This window comes from Dyadobacter fermentans DSM 18053 (genome assembly GCF_000023125.1).
GTDB classification, from domain to species: Bacteria; Bacteroidota; Bacteroidia; order Cytophagales; family Spirosomataceae; genus Dyadobacter; species Dyadobacter fermentans.
In genome coordinates this window covers 1895692-1914435 of sequence record NC_013037.1, presented here as the reverse complement: position 1 = coordinate 1914435, position 18744 = coordinate 1895692, and the positions used below count along the sequence as shown (strand labels likewise).

General features: G+C 56.5%; 11 protein-coding genes. 5 read left to right on the top strand and 6 right to left on the bottom strand.

The window, feature by feature from the left end; all coding sequences use genetic code 11:
• Positions 1 to 74: 74 nt before the first annotated feature.
• The 4 genes from DFER_RS07840 to DFER_RS07825 form a co-directional block, all read right to left on the bottom strand.
• Positions 75 to 314 carry a hypothetical protein gene (locus DFER_RS07840; RefSeq protein WP_015811087.1) on the bottom strand — a complete coding sequence of 80 codons (240 nt, stop codon included), beginning with the start codon at positions 312 to 314 and terminating at the stop codon, positions 75 to 77.
• A gap of 87 nt (positions 315 to 401) precedes the next feature.
• The gene (locus DFER_RS07835) at positions 402 to 1649 is read right to left on the bottom strand and encodes an efflux RND transporter periplasmic adaptor subunit (RefSeq protein WP_015811086.1); all 1248 of its coding nucleotides are present in this window, start codon (positions 1647 to 1649) and stop codon (positions 402 to 404) included.
• The gene (locus DFER_RS07830; RefSeq protein ID WP_015811085.1) at positions 1646 to 5965 is read right to left on the bottom strand and encodes a CusA/CzcA family heavy metal efflux RND transporter; all 4320 of its coding nucleotides are present in this window, start codon (positions 5963 to 5965) and stop codon (positions 1646 to 1648) included. The genes DFER_RS07835 and DFER_RS07830 overlap by 4 nt, the downstream gene beginning before the upstream one ends.
• Positions 5966 to 6054: 89 nt before the next feature.
• Positions 6055 to 6375, bottom strand: a complete 321-nt coding sequence (locus DFER_RS07825) for a DUF6660 family protein (RefSeq protein WP_015811084.1) — start codon at positions 6373 to 6375, stop codon at positions 6055 to 6057.
• Positions 6376 to 6516: 141 nt separating this feature from the next.
• Between DFER_RS07825 and DFER_RS07820 the strand changes: the two genes are divergently transcribed.
• From DFER_RS07820 to DFER_RS07800, 5 genes are all read left to right on the top strand, one after another.
• The gene (locus tag DFER_RS07820; protein ID WP_015811083.1) at positions 6517 to 7095 is read left to right on the top strand and encodes an RNA polymerase sigma factor; all 579 of its coding nucleotides are present in this window, start codon (positions 6517 to 6519) and stop codon (positions 7093 to 7095) included.
• 72 nt (positions 7096 to 7167) lie between these two features.
• Entirely contained in the window at positions 7168 to 8340 is a 1173-nt protein-coding gene (locus tag DFER_RS07815) for a FecR family protein (RefSeq protein WP_015811082.1), read from the top strand.
• Between the two features lie 182 nt (positions 8341 to 8522).
• Positions 8523 to 12056, top strand: a complete 3534-nt coding sequence (locus DFER_RS07810) for a TonB-dependent receptor (RefSeq protein ID WP_015811081.1) — start codon at positions 8523 to 8525, stop codon at positions 12054 to 12056.
• 14 nt (positions 12057 to 12070) lie between these two features.
• Positions 12071 to 13510 carry a RagB/SusD family nutrient uptake outer membrane protein gene (locus DFER_RS07805; protein ID WP_015811080.1) on the top strand — a complete coding sequence of 480 codons (1440 nt, stop codon included), beginning with the start codon at positions 12071 to 12073 and terminating at the stop codon, positions 13508 to 13510.
• 56 nt (positions 13511 to 13566) lie between these two features.
• Positions 13567 to 14811: a M14 family zinc carboxypeptidase gene (locus tag DFER_RS07800; protein ID WP_143828691.1), complete on the top strand. Its 1245-nt coding sequence runs from the start codon at positions 13567 to 13569 to the stop codon at positions 14809 to 14811.
• Positions 14812 to 14862: 51 nt separating this feature from the next.
• Here DFER_RS07800 and DFER_RS07795 read toward each other — a convergent pair whose 3' ends face one another.
• Entirely contained in the window at positions 14863 to 16599 is a 1737-nt protein-coding gene (locus DFER_RS07795) for a tetratricopeptide repeat protein (RefSeq protein WP_015811078.1), read from the bottom strand.
• A 144-nt stretch (positions 16600 to 16743) separates the two neighbouring features.
• Positions 16744 to 18549, bottom strand: a complete 1806-nt coding sequence (locus DFER_RS07790) for an Ig-like domain-containing protein (protein WP_015811077.1) — start codon at positions 18547 to 18549, stop codon at positions 16744 to 16746.
• Positions 18550 to 18744: the final 195 nt, after the last annotated feature.

Sequence of the window (18744 nt, the reverse complement as noted above, 5' to 3'; positions counted from 1 at the left end):
TCTAACCGCGGAATAACATGCCGGCAACGGGTTCCGGGCTAGCCTTGGCCCGTTGCCGGCATAATTTGGAGATGCTAATCGTGTCCTTGCGTTTTCACGATCTTGTTATAAATGCCCAGTAGCAGGAATGGAGCGGCCCATTGGCCTATGAACAGTGCGGTGTGCTTGTGGCCCGACAGTTTGAATGCGAGCGACACGCCCATGGAAGCAATGGAGGTCCAAAGGAACACATCCGATGGTAATTTGGCGGTTTGTTCTTCGATCGCCGTTGCAAGGCCACCTTCCTCGTGGCTTTTGTTTTTGGTTAAATCCATGATAAATTGATTGATGTGAACAGAAATTTAGGCCCCCGGTTCTAAAAAAGCGTTCCAGAACCGGTGCCTGAAATTTAGCTCATCCCATCAATGCGCATGCTCGCCTCCCGGACTACTCATTTTGGCAAGCACAAAAAAGGCACCCTTCACCACCACTCTGGCATTGGCGGGAATAGACTTCAACAGGGTGATTTCGGTATAACCCACATCGGTGGTGCCCCTGGCGACGGGGATCAGTTCGAAGGTGACGCCCGGTTCCACGCTGTCGGCATCAGCGGCGGCATGATCATGCTCGTCGTCGTGCTGAGGCGCGTCCGATGCGATAAAAACGTAGTCGCGGCCCTGGTAGCTCACGATCGCCTCGGTGGGTACGGCGGGGACCTTGGCCTTTTCAAGGCTCACGGCGGCCGTAATATTCATGCCGTCGATCAGGCCCGTTTTGTTGCCCATTACTTTCGCATGCACGGGAACCGCCTTGCTTTCGCCTTCAAACGAAGAGCCAAGCGAGAAAATCCGCGCGTCGTATTCTTTTCCAGGCGCATTAGTGAGTGTAAAATGGATGATCTGCTCGTCGCGGAGTTTAGGCAGATCTTTTTCATATACAAACAGATCGAGGTGAAGCTGGCTGTTGTCGACGATCTCGGCAATGGGAGAGGTAAGGTCCACATAGCTGCCGATTTGCACGTCAACGTCGCTCACCACGCCCGCGATCGGGCTTTTGACGGAAAGCGTGGCGATCAGTTTTCCGTCGCCGAGCTGTTCCGGGTCGATGCCCATCAGGCTGATCTGGCGGTGGAGCATATTCCGGCGCGTTTGGAGCGTTTTCAACTCCGTACTCGCCGCCTGGAAATTTTTCAATGCGCCCGCATTACCCGCCGACAATTCTTTCTGACGGTTAAATTCGAGTTCGGCCAGTTCAATACGTTCGTTAACAGCCACATATTCTTCTTGCGAGCGCATAAATTCGGGATTGGCGATGGTAGCAATGACCTGGCCCTTCCTGACATTGTCGCCCGGCTGCACGTGCAGCGTCCGGATCACCCCGCTGTACAGCGTATTCACCGTCGCGCGGTTCTGGTTGGGCACCTTCAAGGTGCCGTTCGCTTTAAGCGCCGCGGTGAGCTCCTTTTCCTCAATCGCACCAAGTTCCAGTCCGATGCTCTTGATCTGGGCCGAGGTCAGCCGGGCGGTATTTTCGCGCCCTTCGGCTGAGTTTTTGTCCGAATGCTGTTCCGTGTGCGGGGCCTCTTCGTGGCTTGCATTCTTCTCGTTTTGGCAGGCAGCCAGCGCACAAAGCAACGTCAGCATGCCTGTTATGGTTAATAGCTTTTTCATTGGGTTGGATTGATGAAATAATACAACTGGATCACGGACTGGTTGTACGCGTGCAAACTTTCGAGGTGGTTGCGCCGGATGTCGACTGCCTGCGCCAGAAACTGTGAAAGCTCCGCAAAACTGATCTCGCCCTGCCCGTAAGCGAGCGTAGCCGACCGGATGATCTCGGAAGCCTGCGCGAGCCCGGTACTTTCATAGTATGCCAGTAGCGCGCTGTTTTTCCCGACCTCCTGCCGCGCCTGCGCCTGGCCGGTCTGGTACACCTGCTCACTGTACGCAAGCTGGCTCTGTTGCAGGTCGGCATCCGCGGTGGCTGCCTTTACGCGGCTTCGGTACGAGCCAGAGCCGAGGATCGGGAACGCGGCAGTTACGGAAAAGCCCGTGAATGGGTCGCTGAGCCCGTACAGGCGCTGCGAGAAGAACCTTCCCGAGAAGTCGGGGCGGTTTTCGTTGCGGGCCACGGCTATGCCCGCGCGGGCAATGTCGACGTTCCGTTGCTGGACCTCCACAGCCGGGTGGGGATGGTGCAGGATGCTGTCGGGCAGCGGCAGTTTTTCCAATGCGCTGTCCGGCGGGAGATATCGGCCTTCTGCATTCAGCAGCTGCATCAGCAGCCGCTGCTGGATCTGCATTTCGTTCGCATTTTGGGAAATAAGCGCCCTCAGCTCGCGCGAACGGGCGGTGGATGCGATGCTGTCCAGGCCGGGCGTGTCGCCGGTGCGTACCCTGAGCGCGGTTGTCTGGTTGAGGGTTATGTAGATGCTGTCCAGGCTTCGGAGGAGGCGGCCTTTGTCCTGCAAATACCAGAGCTGGTAATATACCAATCGTACATCTCGTCTGATGTTCGTTGCGATGAGCGTGCCGCTCGCCTTTGTGGCTTCGAGCTGGTGCTTGTAGCGGCTTTTCTGCGCCTTGTAAAGCCCAGGCCAGGGAATGCTCTGTGAAATGCCGATTTTGAGGATGCCTCGGCTATCGGTGGGCCGAAGGTCCTCGTTTTCAGCGAATACGCCCGTTTTGGGAATGATCCCGGCCGCGCGGACCTGGTGTTCGTCCCGTCTGATGGCCTTCCGGTTCACTTCCAGTTCGAGGTTGGCATTGCTGGCTTCGAGAAGCTGCCCGATCTTCACCCTTACGGCGGGCGGGCTGTCCTGCGCCGAGGCCTGGCCGGATGCAGCAACCAGTAAGCCGATTATAGCCAGGGTTTTGAATGCATTTCCGTGGCGTTTTTCCAACCATAAGTACAGTAATGGAAGCACCACGAGCGTCAGAAAAGTGGCGGTGACGAGCCCGCCGATCACCACGGTGGCGAGTGGTTTCTGCACCTCGGCGCCGGCCCCGTGGGAGAGGGCCATGGGCAGAAAGCCCAGCGACGCTACCGTCGCGGTCATCAACACCGGCCGCAGCCGTATTTTAGTACCCTCCACAATGCGCGGTGTCAGTTGGTCAAACCCGCTTTTTTTCAACTGGTTGAACGTGCTGACGAGTACAATGCCATTCAGCACGGCCACTCCCGACAGCGCGATGAAACCCACGCCGGCCGAAATGCTGAACGGCATACCGCGCAGCAGCAATGCAAACACTCCTCCGATGGCGCTCATCGGAATGGCGGTGAAAATGAGCAATGCTTCCGCGAAAGAGCCAAATGTGAAATAGAGCAGCACGAGGATCAGTAGGAGGGCAATCGGCACGGCGATCAGCAGTCGGGACGTGGCTTTTTGCAGGTTTTCGAAAGTTCCTCCATAAATGTAATAGTAGCCGGTCGGCAGCAGTTTTGCCGCGGCGAGTTTGCCCTGGATTTCCTCCACCACGCTTTGCACATCGCGGCCGCGCACATTGAAACCCACCACAATGCGGCGTTTGCCATCCTCGCGGCTGATTTGCGCCGGGCCTTCGCGAAAGGCTACCGTCGCTACCTGCGAGAGCGGGATCTGCGTCCCGTTGGCCATAGCTACGAACAAGTCGCTCACATCGTCGATCGACGAGCGGTTGGCGCTATCCAGGCGGACGACCAGATCGAACTTGCGTTCATTTTCAAACACGACGCCCGCCGCTTCCCCGGCAAAAGCCGTGCGGACCGTCCGGTTAATATCGGCGATATTCATCCCATAGGCAGCGATTTTGGCACGGTCGTATTCGATGGTGATTTGCGGAAGGCCGGTTGTGCGCTCCATTTGCGGGCTGGTAGCGCCCCGTACCGACTCCACCACGCGCGCCACCCGCGGTGCAATGGCGGCGAGGGTATCGATATTCTCGCCGAACACCTTAATGGCAACGTCCTGCCGCACGCCCGTCATGAGCTCGTTGAACCGCATTTGAATAGGCTGGTTAGCTTCAAAGAATACGCCCGGAATGGTTTCGAGCTTTTCTTCCATTTTCCGGGCCAGTTCCGGATAGCTTTGGGAGGTGGCCCAGTCGCGTCGGGGTTTGAGGACAATGATCAGGTCCGTGGCTTCGGGTGGCATGGGGTCCGTCGGCACTTCCGCACTGCCCGTTTTGCCCACCACCATCGCCACTTCGGGGAAGGAGCGGATAATCCTGCTGGCCTGCATGGACGTTTCGACGCTTTGCGACAGCGATGTGCCCTGCGGAAGAATGCAGTGGAATGCAAAATCGCCTTCTTCGAGTTGCGGGATGAATTCGCCGCCCATTCTCACAAAAAGCAATACCGCCACGCCAAAAACGACCATGGTCACCGCAATAACCGCTATCCTGAACCGGATTGCCCACGCAAGCACAGGGGCGTAGAGTGCCTGCATGTGCGCCATCATTTTGTCGGAAAGCGTCTTTTTGTCGGAAACCGTCTTCGGCAGCACCAGTGCGGCCATCATCGGAATGTAGGTAAGCGACAGCAGGAGCGCGCCCAGGATGGCAAACGACACCGTCTGCGCCATCGGCCGGAACATTTTACCCTCGATACCCACTAGCGAAAGGATCGGAATATAGACGATCAGGATAATAATTTCCCCAAACGCCGCGCTGTTCCGGATGCGGGAGGCCGATTCAAACACCTCCTGGTCCATCTCGTCCTGCGTAAGCCTGCCGGTGGTTTTGCGCAGCGCCAGATGGTGGAGTACCGCTTCCACAATGATCACCGCCCCGTCGACGATCAGCCCGAAATCGATCGCGCCGAGGCTCATCAGGTTTGCCGAAACGCCGAAAGTGTGCATCATACCCAGCGCGAAAAGCATTGCAAGCGGAATGGCCGACGCCACGATCAGCCCGGCGCGGAGGTTACCCAGGAACAGTACCAGCACAAAAATGACGATCAATGCGCCTTCGATCAGGTTGGTGCGGACGGTGGATATGGCTCTGTTTACCAGGTCGGTACGGTCCAGAAAGGCTTCTATTTCCACGTCGGCAGGCAGCGATTTCCGGATGGTTTCCATTTTCTCTTTCACCCGCGCCACCACGGCCGCGCTGTTGGAGCCTTTGAGCATCATCACAATGCCGCCTACCACTTCCTTTTCGCCATTGTACGTCACCGAGCCATACCGAACGGCATGGCCTAAACGCACCTCGGCCACATCGCGGATCAGCACCGGAATGCCGTTCACATTCTTCACCACGATGGCGCGGATATCGTCCAGCGACGACACGAGCCCGATGCCGCGGATGAAGTAAGCATTCGGCATTTTATCAATGTAAGCGCCGCCGGTATTCTCGTTGTTTTGGGCCAGCGCTTCAAAAATGTCGGCGATGGTGACGTTCATCCCTTTCAGTTTCTGCGGATTTACCGCCACCTCGTATTGTTTGAGCAGTCCGCCGAAACTGTTAACCTCGGCCACACCCCGCGTACCGTAGAGCTGCCGGGCCACGATCCAGTCCTGCATGGTGCGCAGTTCCATGGCCGAATACTTGTTTTCGGCGCCTTTTTTAGGGTGGATCACATATTGAAATATTTCCCCCAAACCCGTGCTCACCGGCGCCAGCTCGGGCGTCCCGATTCCTTTGGGAATGTTCTGCTCCGCTTCTTTGAGCCGCTCGGTAATGAGCTGGCGGGCGAAGTAAATGTCCGTATCGTCCTCAAAAACGACGGTGATTACCGACAGGCCAAACCGGGAGATCGACCGCATTTCCACCAGATCCGGCAGGTTGGCCAGGCTTTGCTCGATGGGATAGGTGACCAGCTGCTCGGTTTCCTGAGCGGCCAGCGTGGGCGTGAGCGTGATAACCTGTACTTGGTTATTGGTAATGTCGGGCACGGCGTCGACAGGCAGGTTCGACGCGCTCCATAGCCCCCACACAATAAGCGTGAGCGTAAAAATGCCCACAACCAGCTTATTGCGGATCGAAAAAAGAATGATTCTATCCAGCATTTGAATGTAACATGAAAAGTGTGCACAAATAGCCCGCTACCGGCTGCTAGGCAAACGGCAAAAAGGACCAGACTGAAAAACAAAACAGGTTACACGTGCCGCGGAGGCTGCCAGATCAAATGCGCGTTGGTCTGGGCGGAGGAGGCTTTATACAAAAACGACTCGCGGGAAGGCGCAGGCATTGGAGAAGGAACTGTAAAACCGGAGATCTTCGGCGGCATATTTACGGTGGCGCAGCAGGCGCAAATGCAGAAAGGCGAGCAATAATCGCCCGGCTCATCCTCATGGCCCGCATCATCATGCCCGGCTTGCGTGCTGATCTGACCGGCCATCCGGACAGGCGCATCCTGGCAGGGAAAGCACGAAAGCAGCCCGATGTAAAATGCCAGTATGATCAGCGAAAATCTCATGCGGCAAAGTTACGGGGCGAAGTCGTGCAACAGGTAGGCAAAAACAAAATTGGCGGCGGTCGTGGTAGAATAAAATGCAGCCTGCCTTTATGGTATTCACAGTTACACCGATTATCCTGAGCACTTTGGCGCTCTTTTCCTATGTCGTACCGGTCCGCATTGAACGAAGAAAAAGAGCTGCTCCGGCAGGTGGCCGCGGGCGATGAGAGGGCGTTCAGCCGGCTGTTCGACCATTACCACCAGTGGCTTGGGATGCACATTTACCGCATTACGCGTTCCGAACAGATTGCCGAAGAGCTCGTTCACGACGTTTTTCTGAAAATATGGCTGAACCGCGAACTGCTTTCCGGCATTGAAAACTTCTCGGTCTACCTTTTCGTCATTTCCAAAAACGCCGCACTGAACGCATTGAAGAAAATCGCCGTCGAACGTTCCCGTTTCACCGATCTGGACGAGGCCGGCGACATCATGCCCGAGCAGCCCGACGACTACCGGTACGCGCTCATCGACGAGGCGATCGACCGGCTGCCTCCCCAGCAGCGGCAGGTGTACATGCTTAGCCGGCACCAGCGGCTATCATACAGCGAGATCGCATTGCGCATGGGGCTGTCGCGGGAGACGGTCAAAAAATACCTTCAGATCGCCACGGCGTCCATTGTTACCCACATCGGGAAAAGTGTGAGAATAAGCCCATTGCTGGTGATTAAAATTTTTTTGTAAATTTTTCGTAACCCGATAGCCCCTTTTATCCCGGTGCCATTGTCCTCTCATTGAACCAGTTTTTTCAGGTCAATGAACGAAGATAAGGACGTCCGGGTCCGTGCGCTTTTCAGTCGCTATTACTCGGGAGAGGCCACGCCCGCCGAGGAAGAGGAACTGATGCGCTACATCCGCTCCGGCGCACACGACGACATCATCGGGGACGCGATGAAACAGCATTGGCTCGAACCGGGCAGCGAAAGCAACCTTTTCGACGCGTCGCAAAGCCGTGAAATGCTCAGCTCGATCCTCACCACTTCCCGGCACCGCAAGCCGTGGGGTGCTATGCGGCGCCTATGGGTGCGGTATGCCGCGGTGGCTGCCGTGCTGGTGGTCGTGGCGGGGCTGTGGAAACAGCGGAAAAGCGCGCAGGAACAGCCCGCGCCCATTGCCGGGCAAACCAGCCCGCAGGATGTGCTCCCCGGCGGCGATAAGGCATTGCTTACCCTGGACGACGGCGCGGGTATCGAGCTCGACAAGGTCCGAAGCGGCCTGGTAGCCCGCCAGGGCGGCACCGAAATCACCAAAAAAGCCGACGGGCTGCTGGTTTATCACAACCGGTCGGCCGGCAAGGCGGGCATGAACAAGGTATCGACACCCCGCGGCGGCCAGTACAAGGTGCAGCTGCCCGACGGCAGCAAGGTCTGGCTCAATGCTTCGTCGTCTATCCGGTTCCCGTCGGTGTTTCCCGCAACGGAACGTCCCGTGGAGATCACCGGCGAGGCCTACTTCGAAGTGACGAAAGACGCGGCGAGGCCGTTTACCGTGCTTTTCAATGGCTCTACGGTGCAGGTGCTGGGTACGAGCTTCAATATCATGGCCTATCCCGAGGAGGGCACATCCCGCACGACGCTCGTAGAAGGTTCGGTGTCGGTCAGGAACCGGTCGGGGCAGGCGCGGCTGCAACCGGGCCAGCAGGCGGCCGTCACCCCGGGCGGACGCATTCAAACCGCATTCAAACCGGTGGAAGAGGCTGTGGCGTGGAAGGATGGTTTGTTTTATTTCAAAAATGCGGGCGTCAGGGATGTCATGCGGCAGCTTGCACGCTGGTACGATGTGGATGTGACTTACCAGGGCGATGTGCCCGTGAGGCGCTTCACGGGGCAGGTTTCAAGAAATGTGAACCTGTCGGAGATCGTCGGGATGCTGCGCTATGCAGGCGTCAATTGCAGTTTGAAAGACCATACGATCGTGGTCGCACAGTAGTTTTCGTATATAATAAACCGTTTAAATAAACCCTTTTCGCCATGTTCCGGACACCCTGCCTTCCACCCTGAAACCGGCGCCATTAAACAAAAGGGAAAATGCGCTAACATTTTCCCCGACGTCCAGGCGCAACCGAGCTTCTCTGAAAAAGTCTTTTTGCATTCCTAAACTTTAACAAAGTTATGAAAATAAACCTTTTGACCCGCCTTCCGGTGGGCAGGCAGGCGCATTATGCCGGCCGGATACTGAGAACTATGACCAGGATTCTACTTTTGCTCACCATCACGCTTTCCCACGTTACGGCCGACGGGTTCAGCCAAAAGTTCTCCTTTCATGCCAAAAATGCCCCGCTGAAAGTCGTCATGCGGAACATCGAAAAGCAGACTGGCTACCTGTTCCTTTACGACGAGCTCGACCTTCCCCAGGCAAATAATGTGTCGGTACGCTTCAAAAACGCGTCTATCGACGACATTCTCGCCACCGTTTTCAAAGACATGCCGCTGTCGTACCGCATTTTCCAGCGGAACGTTGTTTTGAAAAAAGTAGTGAAAACACCCCTTCATGAAACCGGACTGCCCGCCCGCATTCCGGGCGCGGAACCGGGCATTCAGCTTACCCAGCGGACGATCGAACCCTTACCGGCGCGGCTCGACCGCACGCTACAGGGGAAGGTTACCGACGAAAACGGCAGCCCGTTCCCCGGCGTGAGCATTGTCATCAAAAACTCGCAGACAGGCACGGCCACCGACGCAGCCGGGGAGTTCCGCCTCAGCATTCCCGACGGGGAGCCGGAACCGGTGATCGTGGTGAGTTTTGTAGGATATAAAAACCAGGAGATCGCGGTCGGTAATAGGCTGGAAGTGAATATTGCTATGGCAGTGGACACCAAGGCATTGAACGACGTGGTGGTGATCGGCTACGGCACGCAGAAGCAGAGCAGCATTACCGGCTCGGTGGCGTCGCTGCCGATGAAGAATGTGGCCAATCAGCCGCTTACCAGCCTCGACCAGGCCCTGGGCGGGCAAATTGCAGGTGTGAACGTGGCGCAAACCAAAGGTGCCCCGGGCGGGGGCGTGTCCGTACGGGTACGCGGCACGGGGTCCATCGGGGCGGGTAACGAGCCATTGTATGTGATCGACGGCTTTCCCGTGTCGGATGGTTTTAACAGTAATTTAAATCCACTGGCGTCCATCAATCCCAACGACATCGAATCCATTGAAATACTGAAAGATGCCTCGGCGGCGGCCATTTACGGCTCCCGCGGCAGTAACGGCGTGGTGCTGGTGACGACGAAGCGCGGCAAGTCGGGGAAATCGGTTGTGCAGCTGGATACCTATTATGGATTTCAGCAGGTGGCCAACAAAATCGACATGCTCAATGCCCGCGAGTATGCCGAGTTCAACACCGAAGCCCGCAATAATGCGTGGGTGGACCGCGGCGGAAAGGCAACCGATCCCAACAGCGTGCGCCCGGCGGCGCTGCAAATCCCGGAGATGTTTGCCAACCCGGAAACACTCGGCAAAGGCACCGACTGGCAGGATGAGGTTTTCCGCACGGCGCCGATCCAGAACTATCAGTTGTCGCTGTCGGGCGGGAATGATAAAACGACATTCTTCACTTCGGGGGCTTATTTCAAACAGGACGGCATTGTGATGAACACGGGCTTCGAGCGGTATTCGGCGCGGGTGAACCTCGACCATAAGGCATCGCGCCATGTAACCGTGGGCATGAACCTCTCGCCCTCGTTCGCTTCGAGCCGGCTGCTGCCCGTGGAAGACCAGGTTTTTTCGGGCGGTATATTGGGTTCCGCATTGTCGCTGCCGCCTACCGTGCCGGTTTACAATCCCGACGGATCGTTCACGACATTGCTCGGGCCATCACCGTATAACATCGGGGTGATCGACAACCCCGTAGCCATCGCCAGCAAAATCAAGAACAAGCGGACCGTTTTCAGAACCCTTGGAAATGTGTACGCCGAAGCCACCATTATCAACGGCCTCAAATTCAGGACCTCTTTCGGGATCGATTACTCCGACTCCCGCGACAATGCCTATTATCCGTCCGATTTGGGCTGGAATGGAGTGCCGGCGCCGGTACAGGCCAGGGCGTCAGCTTCAACGGGCCGCGACTTGAACTGGCTCAATGAGAACATTTTGACCTACAAAAAGACATTCGGCGAAAAGCACGAGCTCGACCTGCTTGCCGGATTTACCGCTCAAAAAGCCAGGTACGAAGCGGCTTCGCTGAATGCCACCAACTTCCCGACCGACCTCGTGCCGACGCTGAATGCAGGCCAGGTTACCAGCGGCGGCACCGCCGTTTCGGAATGGTCGCTGCTTTCGATGCTGGCGCGGGCCAACTACACCTATGCAGGTAAATACCTGTTTTCGGCTACCATGCGCCGCGACGGGTCGTCACGCTTCGGCGCGCGCAACAAATGGGGCACGTTCCCGTCGGCTTCGGTGGGCTGGTACATTTCGGAAGAGCATTTCATGAAATCGCAGCACGTGGTGAGCGATCTGAAACTGCGGGCGAGCTACGGGCTGGCGGGTAACAATACCATCGGTAACTACAACCACATCGGGCTCCTCAGCAACCGCCGTTACAGCTTCGGCGAGGGCGCGGGGGCGCTGGCTTACGGGCTCTACCCGGGATCGATCAGCAATGAGCAGCTGGGCTGGGAAATGATGCACCAGTTCGATATCGGCGTCGATTTCTCGTTGCTGCGCAGCCGGCTGAGCTTTACCATTGATTTTTACAACAAAAACACCACCGACCTGCTCCTGAACGTGCCCGTACCGGCGTCTACCGGCTATGAAACCGCCTTGCAGAACATCGGAAAGCTCAATAACCGGGGCTGGGAGTTCAGTGTCAATTCGCGGAATTTCACCGGCGCATTCAAATGGTCGACGGCGTTCAATATTTCCTTTAACCGCAATAAAGTAATGAAGCTGGGGCCGTCCGGCAACCCGATTATCTCCAAAAGCCCGTCTTTCAGTCCCAACACCCACATTACCAGGATCGGCTCGCCCATCGGGAGTTTCTGGGGTTATGAGGCGATCGGCGTTTACCAGTCGCAGGAAGATGTGGATAGCAGCCCGAGGGTAGGAGGTAACACCGGATCGCGGCCGGGCGACCTGAAATTCAGGGATATAGACGGCGATGGCGCCATTACGCCCAGCGACGTCACGATCATCGGCGACAATGCGCCCGATTTCTTTTACGGCATCACCAACAATTTCTCCTATGGCCCGTTCAGCCTCAGCATTCTCGGCGACGGCGTGCAGGGTATCCAGCTGCTGAACGGCTCGCGTCGGAATATCGGACTGGTGAATGGCAGTTACAGCCGCAAGGACGTCCTTGGCCGCTGGCAGTCGCCCGAGCAGCCGGGTGATGGCCGCACGCCGCGTGCCAATGTGGCGCCTACCGGCGGCAACGTGAGCTACGTGTCGAGCCTGCTCGTGGAAAACGCATCTTTTTTCAGGATCAGGAACATCAACCTGCGGTATAGCCTGCCCGAAAAACTGGCGAAGGCGGTTTGTCTTCAGAATGCAAGCGTGAGCCTGTCGGTACAGAATGCGTTCACATTCACGAAGTACCGGGGCTACAACCCCGAGCAAAGCCTGAACGGCAGCAGCTCGCTCACGCCCGGCGTCGATTTCAACGGCTATCCGCTGGCGCGCACATTCACCCTTGGTCTGAACCTGACATTATAAACCCAACCCGAACCATGAAACTCAATACCATCATACTTGGCTCAATGTGCGTGCTCACCACGGGCTGCTCGGGCTTTCTCGACCTGGCGCCGATAGACGCCGCTAACGTGAAAAACTTCTACCGCAATGCGTCCGATATGCAGGCGGCGGTGACCGCGGCTTATGGCATGCTCGCCAACTTCGGCCAATACGGCTACGCCTATTATAATATCGCCGAGGCACGGTCCGACAACACCACGAACTGGGAAGGCGGCGGCAACCTGCCCGATGCCGAGCTCGACCAGTTCAAAATGGCGTCCACGAACGAGATCATCCGCGTGATGTGGGTGGATACCTACCGGGGAATACTCGCCGCCAACACCGTGCTCGACCATATCGGCGGCGCTCAAATGGACGACGCCCTGCGCCAGCGCTTTATCGGCGAGGCCCGTTTTCTGCGTGCTTTGCAGTACTTTAATCTTGTGCGGACGTTCGGCGACGTGCCGCTGGTTTTGTCGGAAACCAAAACCGTGGACGAAGGCTACTCGCACGCTCGGGTGCCGAAAGCGGAAGTATATGCGCAGATCGTCGCCGATTTGACCGACGCAGAGCAGAAACTGCCAGTTTCTTACACCGGCAGCGACATAGGACGCGCCACGCGCGACGCCGCAAAAGCATTGCTTGGAAAAGTATACCTCACCACCGGCGATTTTGCCAAAGCGAAAGACAAACTGAAAGAGGTGATCGACGGGGGGCATTACAAGCTGCTCGACGACTATGCGGCATTATGGCCGGTCGCTAATGCAAACAATGCAGAATCCCTGTTTGAGGTGCAGTTCAAAAAAGGCGGTACGGGCACGGGCAGCAGCTTTTACAGCAACTTTGCTCCGCGTAACTCGGGATCATCCGTGGTTAAAGTCGGCTTTGCCGGCGGGCGGAACCTCCCCACCACCGACCTCATTGCCGCTTACGAGCCGGGCGATTACCGCAAAGGCGTTTCACTTGCGCTGGGCTATACCGATAATGTCACCGGCAAATTCGTGGCGGATCCGTATTCGCTTAAATTTCAGGATGATGCATTCACGGATGGTGATGCCGATAACAACTGGCCGGTGCTGCGGTATGCCGATGTGTTGCTGATGTATGCAGAGGCAGTGAACGAAGTGAGCGGCCCGGTGACGGAAGCCTACGACGCCATCAATGCCGTACGCAAGCGGGCGAAGCTGGCTGCCCTGCCGGCGGGCCTGTCCAAAGCGGCATTCAAGCTGGCGATTGAGCATGAGCGGCAGGTGGAACTGGCATTTGAAGGCCACCGCTGGTTTGACCTCGTGCGTACCGGACGGGAAGTAGCCGTGATGAATGCGCATTTCAAAGCGCCTGTCGTGCAGGAGTTTAACGCCGTATATCCCATTCCACAAACGCAGATCGACATCAATCCGGAAGGTATCCGACAAAACCCGGGCTATAATTTCTGACGTATTCCTGGCCCGGCCAGCACTTGCTGCCGGGCATTATCCTTAACCTTTTTGATATGAAAATAAATGCTTTTTTACACGTAATGCTGGCCGGGTGCCTCACAGCCACTGTGAGCGCGGTGGCCGCAGAAGCCAGCGACAAGCGGTCTGCCGTAGCGGACAGTATTGTTCAACCCAAAATATTCATCAACACCGGGTTTGAAAACGCATCGCCGATGAACTGGGAAATCGATTCGGCTGGGCGGGTGATCGGCAGCATGGTTTATGACCACGAGCGGTTTTCGAAGAACAGGGCCGTCAACCATTTCCATTTCAGGATCGAAGCGCCCGTGGGCACGGACGTGACCGTGATCCTCGAAAATTTTGACAATATCTGGAACAACCGCCATGCGAGCGATCTTTCGGACCGGTCGCGCTATGTGGTTTCGTTTGATAACAAAAAGTGGGAAAGCCGTTCGGTCAAAGCGCTGCCGGGCCGCCGGATGCAATTTTCCCTCAAAATGGAAGCTCCGCATGCCTACATTGCCAGCGTGGAGCCTTACCGGATCAGCGATCTGGACAAAATGCTGGCCAAAATCGGCCGGAGCAAGCTGGCCGGCATCACCACAATCGGCAAAACTGCCGAGGGGCGGCCGTTGGAAATCATCCGGATCGGGAACGAAAATGCGCCGAAAAGGCTCTTCCTGCGTGCCCGCGCCCACGCATTCGAGGCGGGAGGCAACTGGACGGTCGAAGGGCTGGTTGAAAAACTGCTCAGCAATGATGAAGATTCGAAGCGGTATCTGAAGCGCTACTGTGTGTACATCCTTCCGATGGCCAACAAGGATGGTGTAGCGCGCGGAAAAACGCGGTTTAATGCCAATGGGTATGATTTGAACCGTAAATGGGACAAGCCGGCGGACTCGCTTGTGGCGCCGGAAAACTATGCGCTCGAACAATGGCTGCACAAAATGGTGAAGGCCAAAAAGCGCCCCGACCTCGCCCTGGACATTCATAACGACGCGGGCGGAAACCTGCACGTAAGCAGGCCGGACGGGGATATCAGCGACTACCTGGCCCATATGGAAAAGCTCGACAAGCTTTTGCGCCAATACACCTGGTTCACCGAAGGCTCCACCAAACCCAGTTTCCGCAACCCCGGCACATTAGGGGAGGGCATTATCGAACGGTTTGGCGTGTACGCGGCCGTGTATGAGCTCAATTACGAATGGATAGCCGGCCTGAAAAAGGCCCCGCTGGCATCGGATTGGCTCTCGCTCGGGAACAAATTGCCCGAAGTGTTTTACCATTATTTTGAGTAATCAAAAAACAGCACGTGCCTGCCGGAGCTCCTCCACAGGCACGTGCTGCTTCTAATCCGCAATGCTGGATGACGCGGTGATCTTCGTGTCGGCATATTGCCACGACTTATCGAATGCCGCCTTCACCGTGCGTGCCTCCACGGCATTTTTCTGCTGTTCCAGCGATTGGTAAAGGCCTATCAGTGCCCAGCCGTTTTTCTTCCAATTGAGCAGGTCCTTCCGGTACACGTCCTCGGCTTCGGCAGGTTTACCGGCTTTTAGCAAAACAGCACCGAGGTGGTGCCTAACGGAGAAAAACCAGTCGGGCGGTTCATTATAGTTCAGTTTATCTTCCATCACAACCGCTTCGCCAAGCAACGACGCCGATTTTTCGAGCTGGTTTTGTCGCGCTGCAATGCCCGCCGAAAGCACTTTCGCGGCGATTTGTGCGAGATCGGCGGTGGTATTAATATTCCAAACGGTCAGGTTTTGCAAGCTGGTGTCGGCAGCCAGTTTACCCAGCTTACTCATTTCCTGCTGCGCCCCGGACACGTCGTGCTTGCCCAGAAACGCCATTCCCCGTGCATAATGCCAGATCGCGCGCGGGTACACGAGATCGTCGGAGGGCCGTGGCTGCGAAAGGATTTCATCCCACATCGAGAACTTCACGGCCACATAGCAGGGAATGGTGTAGTAATGCTGTAATGTACCCCAGCCCGGCAGCCGCATTACCTCTTTGGCGGTGTGCTGCTGCACCTCCCGCGCCGCATTCCATGCCAGGGCGGCGTTGCCTTCGAGTGTGGCCGTGGCTGCCAGGAAGTGGTAATTGTGGGGGAAATAGGCGAGGGGATAGGCACCCTGGGCGTGGCAGGCCGTTACATAAGTGCTGTCGGCCTGCGCTGCGCGTATGTTGGACAGAGAGCCGAGGTGGTAGTCGCCGGTGTTGATGTAAATGTGTGAAGGCATATGCAAAAGATGCCCCGCGCCAGGCACGAGGGAATCGAGCAGCGCTGCGGATGTCATGGCTTTTTCGGGTGTGCCCGATGCTTCCAGGGCATGGATATACAGGTGGTGCGCGCCGGGGTGTTTCGGGTTTTTGCGCAGCAGGCTTTCCAAAACGGCCATGATCTCCGGTGTCCACGCCTTGGGTGCTTTGGTCTGTTTCTCATAAAGGTCCCATGGGTGCAGGTTCATCACGGCTTCGGCATACAGAGCCCCAATGTCCGGGTCGGAGGGATGCTGCGTGTACACTTTCTTCATCGCTGCGGCATAGGCAATGTCCAGGGGACGCCTGTCGGCAGGTGGTTTTTCGGCATACCGTACGGCCAGCGCGGCGATGAGTGCCTGCTCTTTCGGACTGGTGTTGACAGCGAACTGCCGGGCCTTTTGGCCCGCTTCCCAGGCGCGCTGGAAGTTGTCTTCCTCCATGCCGGCATTGTAGTTCGGGCCGAGCACATAAGCGAAGCCCCAATGCGCCATGGCACAGGCAGAATCCAGTCGGATTGCTTCATAAAACGACCGGGCCGCCTCCGCATGGTTAAACCCGTAGGCCAGCATCAATCCCTGGTTGAAATAGGCCTGCGCTTCCGGATTAGCGGTGGTGATTTTGAAATCGATGCCTTTCAGCCCATTCAGCAGCGGCGCTTTTTTGGATGATTTGTACCATTCGGCGTCGGTGGTTTTGGGATTGTAGCAAACGGTAATCGGCGCGGCATTGCCGGCCGATTGCTTTTCCTGCTCTTCCTGTTTTTTACCGCAGGAAAAACTAATGAACAAAATGAGTGCAAGGTAACATTGGCCGGGCTTCATAATGGTCGAAGGTTGAGTGACAGATCATACGGAAGTGATTGTGGGACCGCCTGTTACGGCATTTATAAAGATAAGATTATATACTATTGGAACTGAGATGGCTATACGTTTGTTAGTTTCCGGTCGGTGATACCTTGCATTCCCTCATTTTCGTATGATCTTCCTCGAAACAGTGTAACCATTACCCGTAGTTACCCTAATCACATAAAGTCCGGCGGGAAGGTGTTTCGAGTCAATGTACCGTTCGTTTTTGAACCGCTGGCTAATCGTTCCATTCGCATGGATCACTTCAACGTCCCAGTTTTGGGAAACACCGTCGACATGGATGCGTTGCTCCGCCGGATTGGGGCTGATCGTGATCCCATGCGTGTCGGGCATTCGCACGTGCACGATCCGTGAATAGGCGTAGCGGCCGGCCGTACCGTCCCCGGCCTGGTCCACCTGTTTTAACCGATAATACACAAGGCTGGCAGGCGGCTCCGGCGTATCCGTAAACCGATATTCCGAAACGCCCGAAGCCAGCCGGAATGGTGCAGAAACCTGGCCGATCTTTCGGAACGTTTTCGCATCCCGGGCCGATTCGATCTCGAAATGATCGTGCATGACCTCCAACGACGTGGCCCAGCTCAGCAGCACCTGATTTTCTTCCCAAATACTTGCCCCGAATGCCACGAGCGTAACCGGCAAACCCGGGCCGACGGTCACGAGGCCCGCTACCCGCACATCGCTGGGGCAGTCGGCGCGGAGGCAGGATGCATAGTAGGTTTTGGATTCTTCCAGAACGGGCGTGGTGTAGCTGCTGCCCGAGCCCAGGTGATTGCCGCCGGAAGTGGCATCGTACCATTGGATCTGTCCGTTGCAGCCGGTGGCGGTAAGCGTGGCCGCGGTGCCGGTCGGGATGCTTTGCGCGATCACGGCGGGGTCCAGCCCTTTGCTGTTGATCAGCCCCGACCGCAGCGTTTCGATCGCGCCGCGCATGCGGACGCGCTGGTCGTACGTGAACTGCGTCTGGCAGCTGAAATTGTTGTAACCCATGTAATTTTTCAGGACGTTGCCATACGGCGCGTTGTTGTTGCACGGGTTGAGCGGGTTGGGATTGCCGGGGCAAAGGTAGTTGGAGCTTTGGTTAACGGGCTCCGTATCGCAGACATTGTCGCCCTGCGCGGCGCAATTATCATTGAGCGGGCATTCAACCGTCCCAAGGTCCCCCTCGCCGATGCCCCGCGAAAACGTGTGACCAAGAAACATCCCGTGCCCGAATTCGTGCGCGAGGAGTTTGGTAGTAAAATAGGGTGCAATGATCAGCACGCCGTCCGTGGGCGAAGCGCTCCCGGTGGGGTAACCGGCCATTCCGGCAGCCTGGTCCATGTAATTGACCACCCACACGTTGTAATATTCGAGATTATTCCAATAACTCATCGGATACACCTGATCATAGGGAAGTCCCGCGCCGCCAGGGCCAGTGACCCCGTACGACGTGTAGGCTGCATTGTTGGTATAAATCCTGTTGATCCCCGTGGTAGGCGTGCATCGCGGCGAGCGAACGGCCAGCCTGAACTGAATGCGTGTATCCGTCCCATCTGATTCGGCAAGCTGGTTCCTGAACGCCTTGTTGAGTTCGGCGATACCTTCATGCACCTGGGCGTCGGTAAGGAGCGAACTCCCGATCGGTTCCAGGATATGCACCACTACCGGAATGGTGTACACCGGTTCTACGGCATCGGCCCGGCTCGTGTGGTGGGCGGCGATCCAGGCATTGAGCCTTTGTTGTGCGTCGTCAAAAATCTGCTTTTGGGATTTCGAAATAGCCAGTTTCTGATGATGTTGCGTAGAAGAGCAGAGGGGGCTGGCTGCGGGCTGCGCGTATAAAACTGCGACCGGAAGCCATAATGCTGCAACGATTACAAAGCAGCAAACCCCGAAGGGAGAAAGCCTGGTAACGTTTTTCATGGTGATGGATGCTAGGGTTCACTGAGCAACTAACGGTACAATAAATTTAATTGTATTTCGCTGGAAAACCATTGCGAAATACAATTAAATAATTGATAGTCATTAAGTTGACTTTTGGTTAATTGGAGTGGTAGCGGCGCTCCATTGTACTTTCAGCGCAGTAGGGCATGTTTATTTTTGCTTGCTGTATGCAGG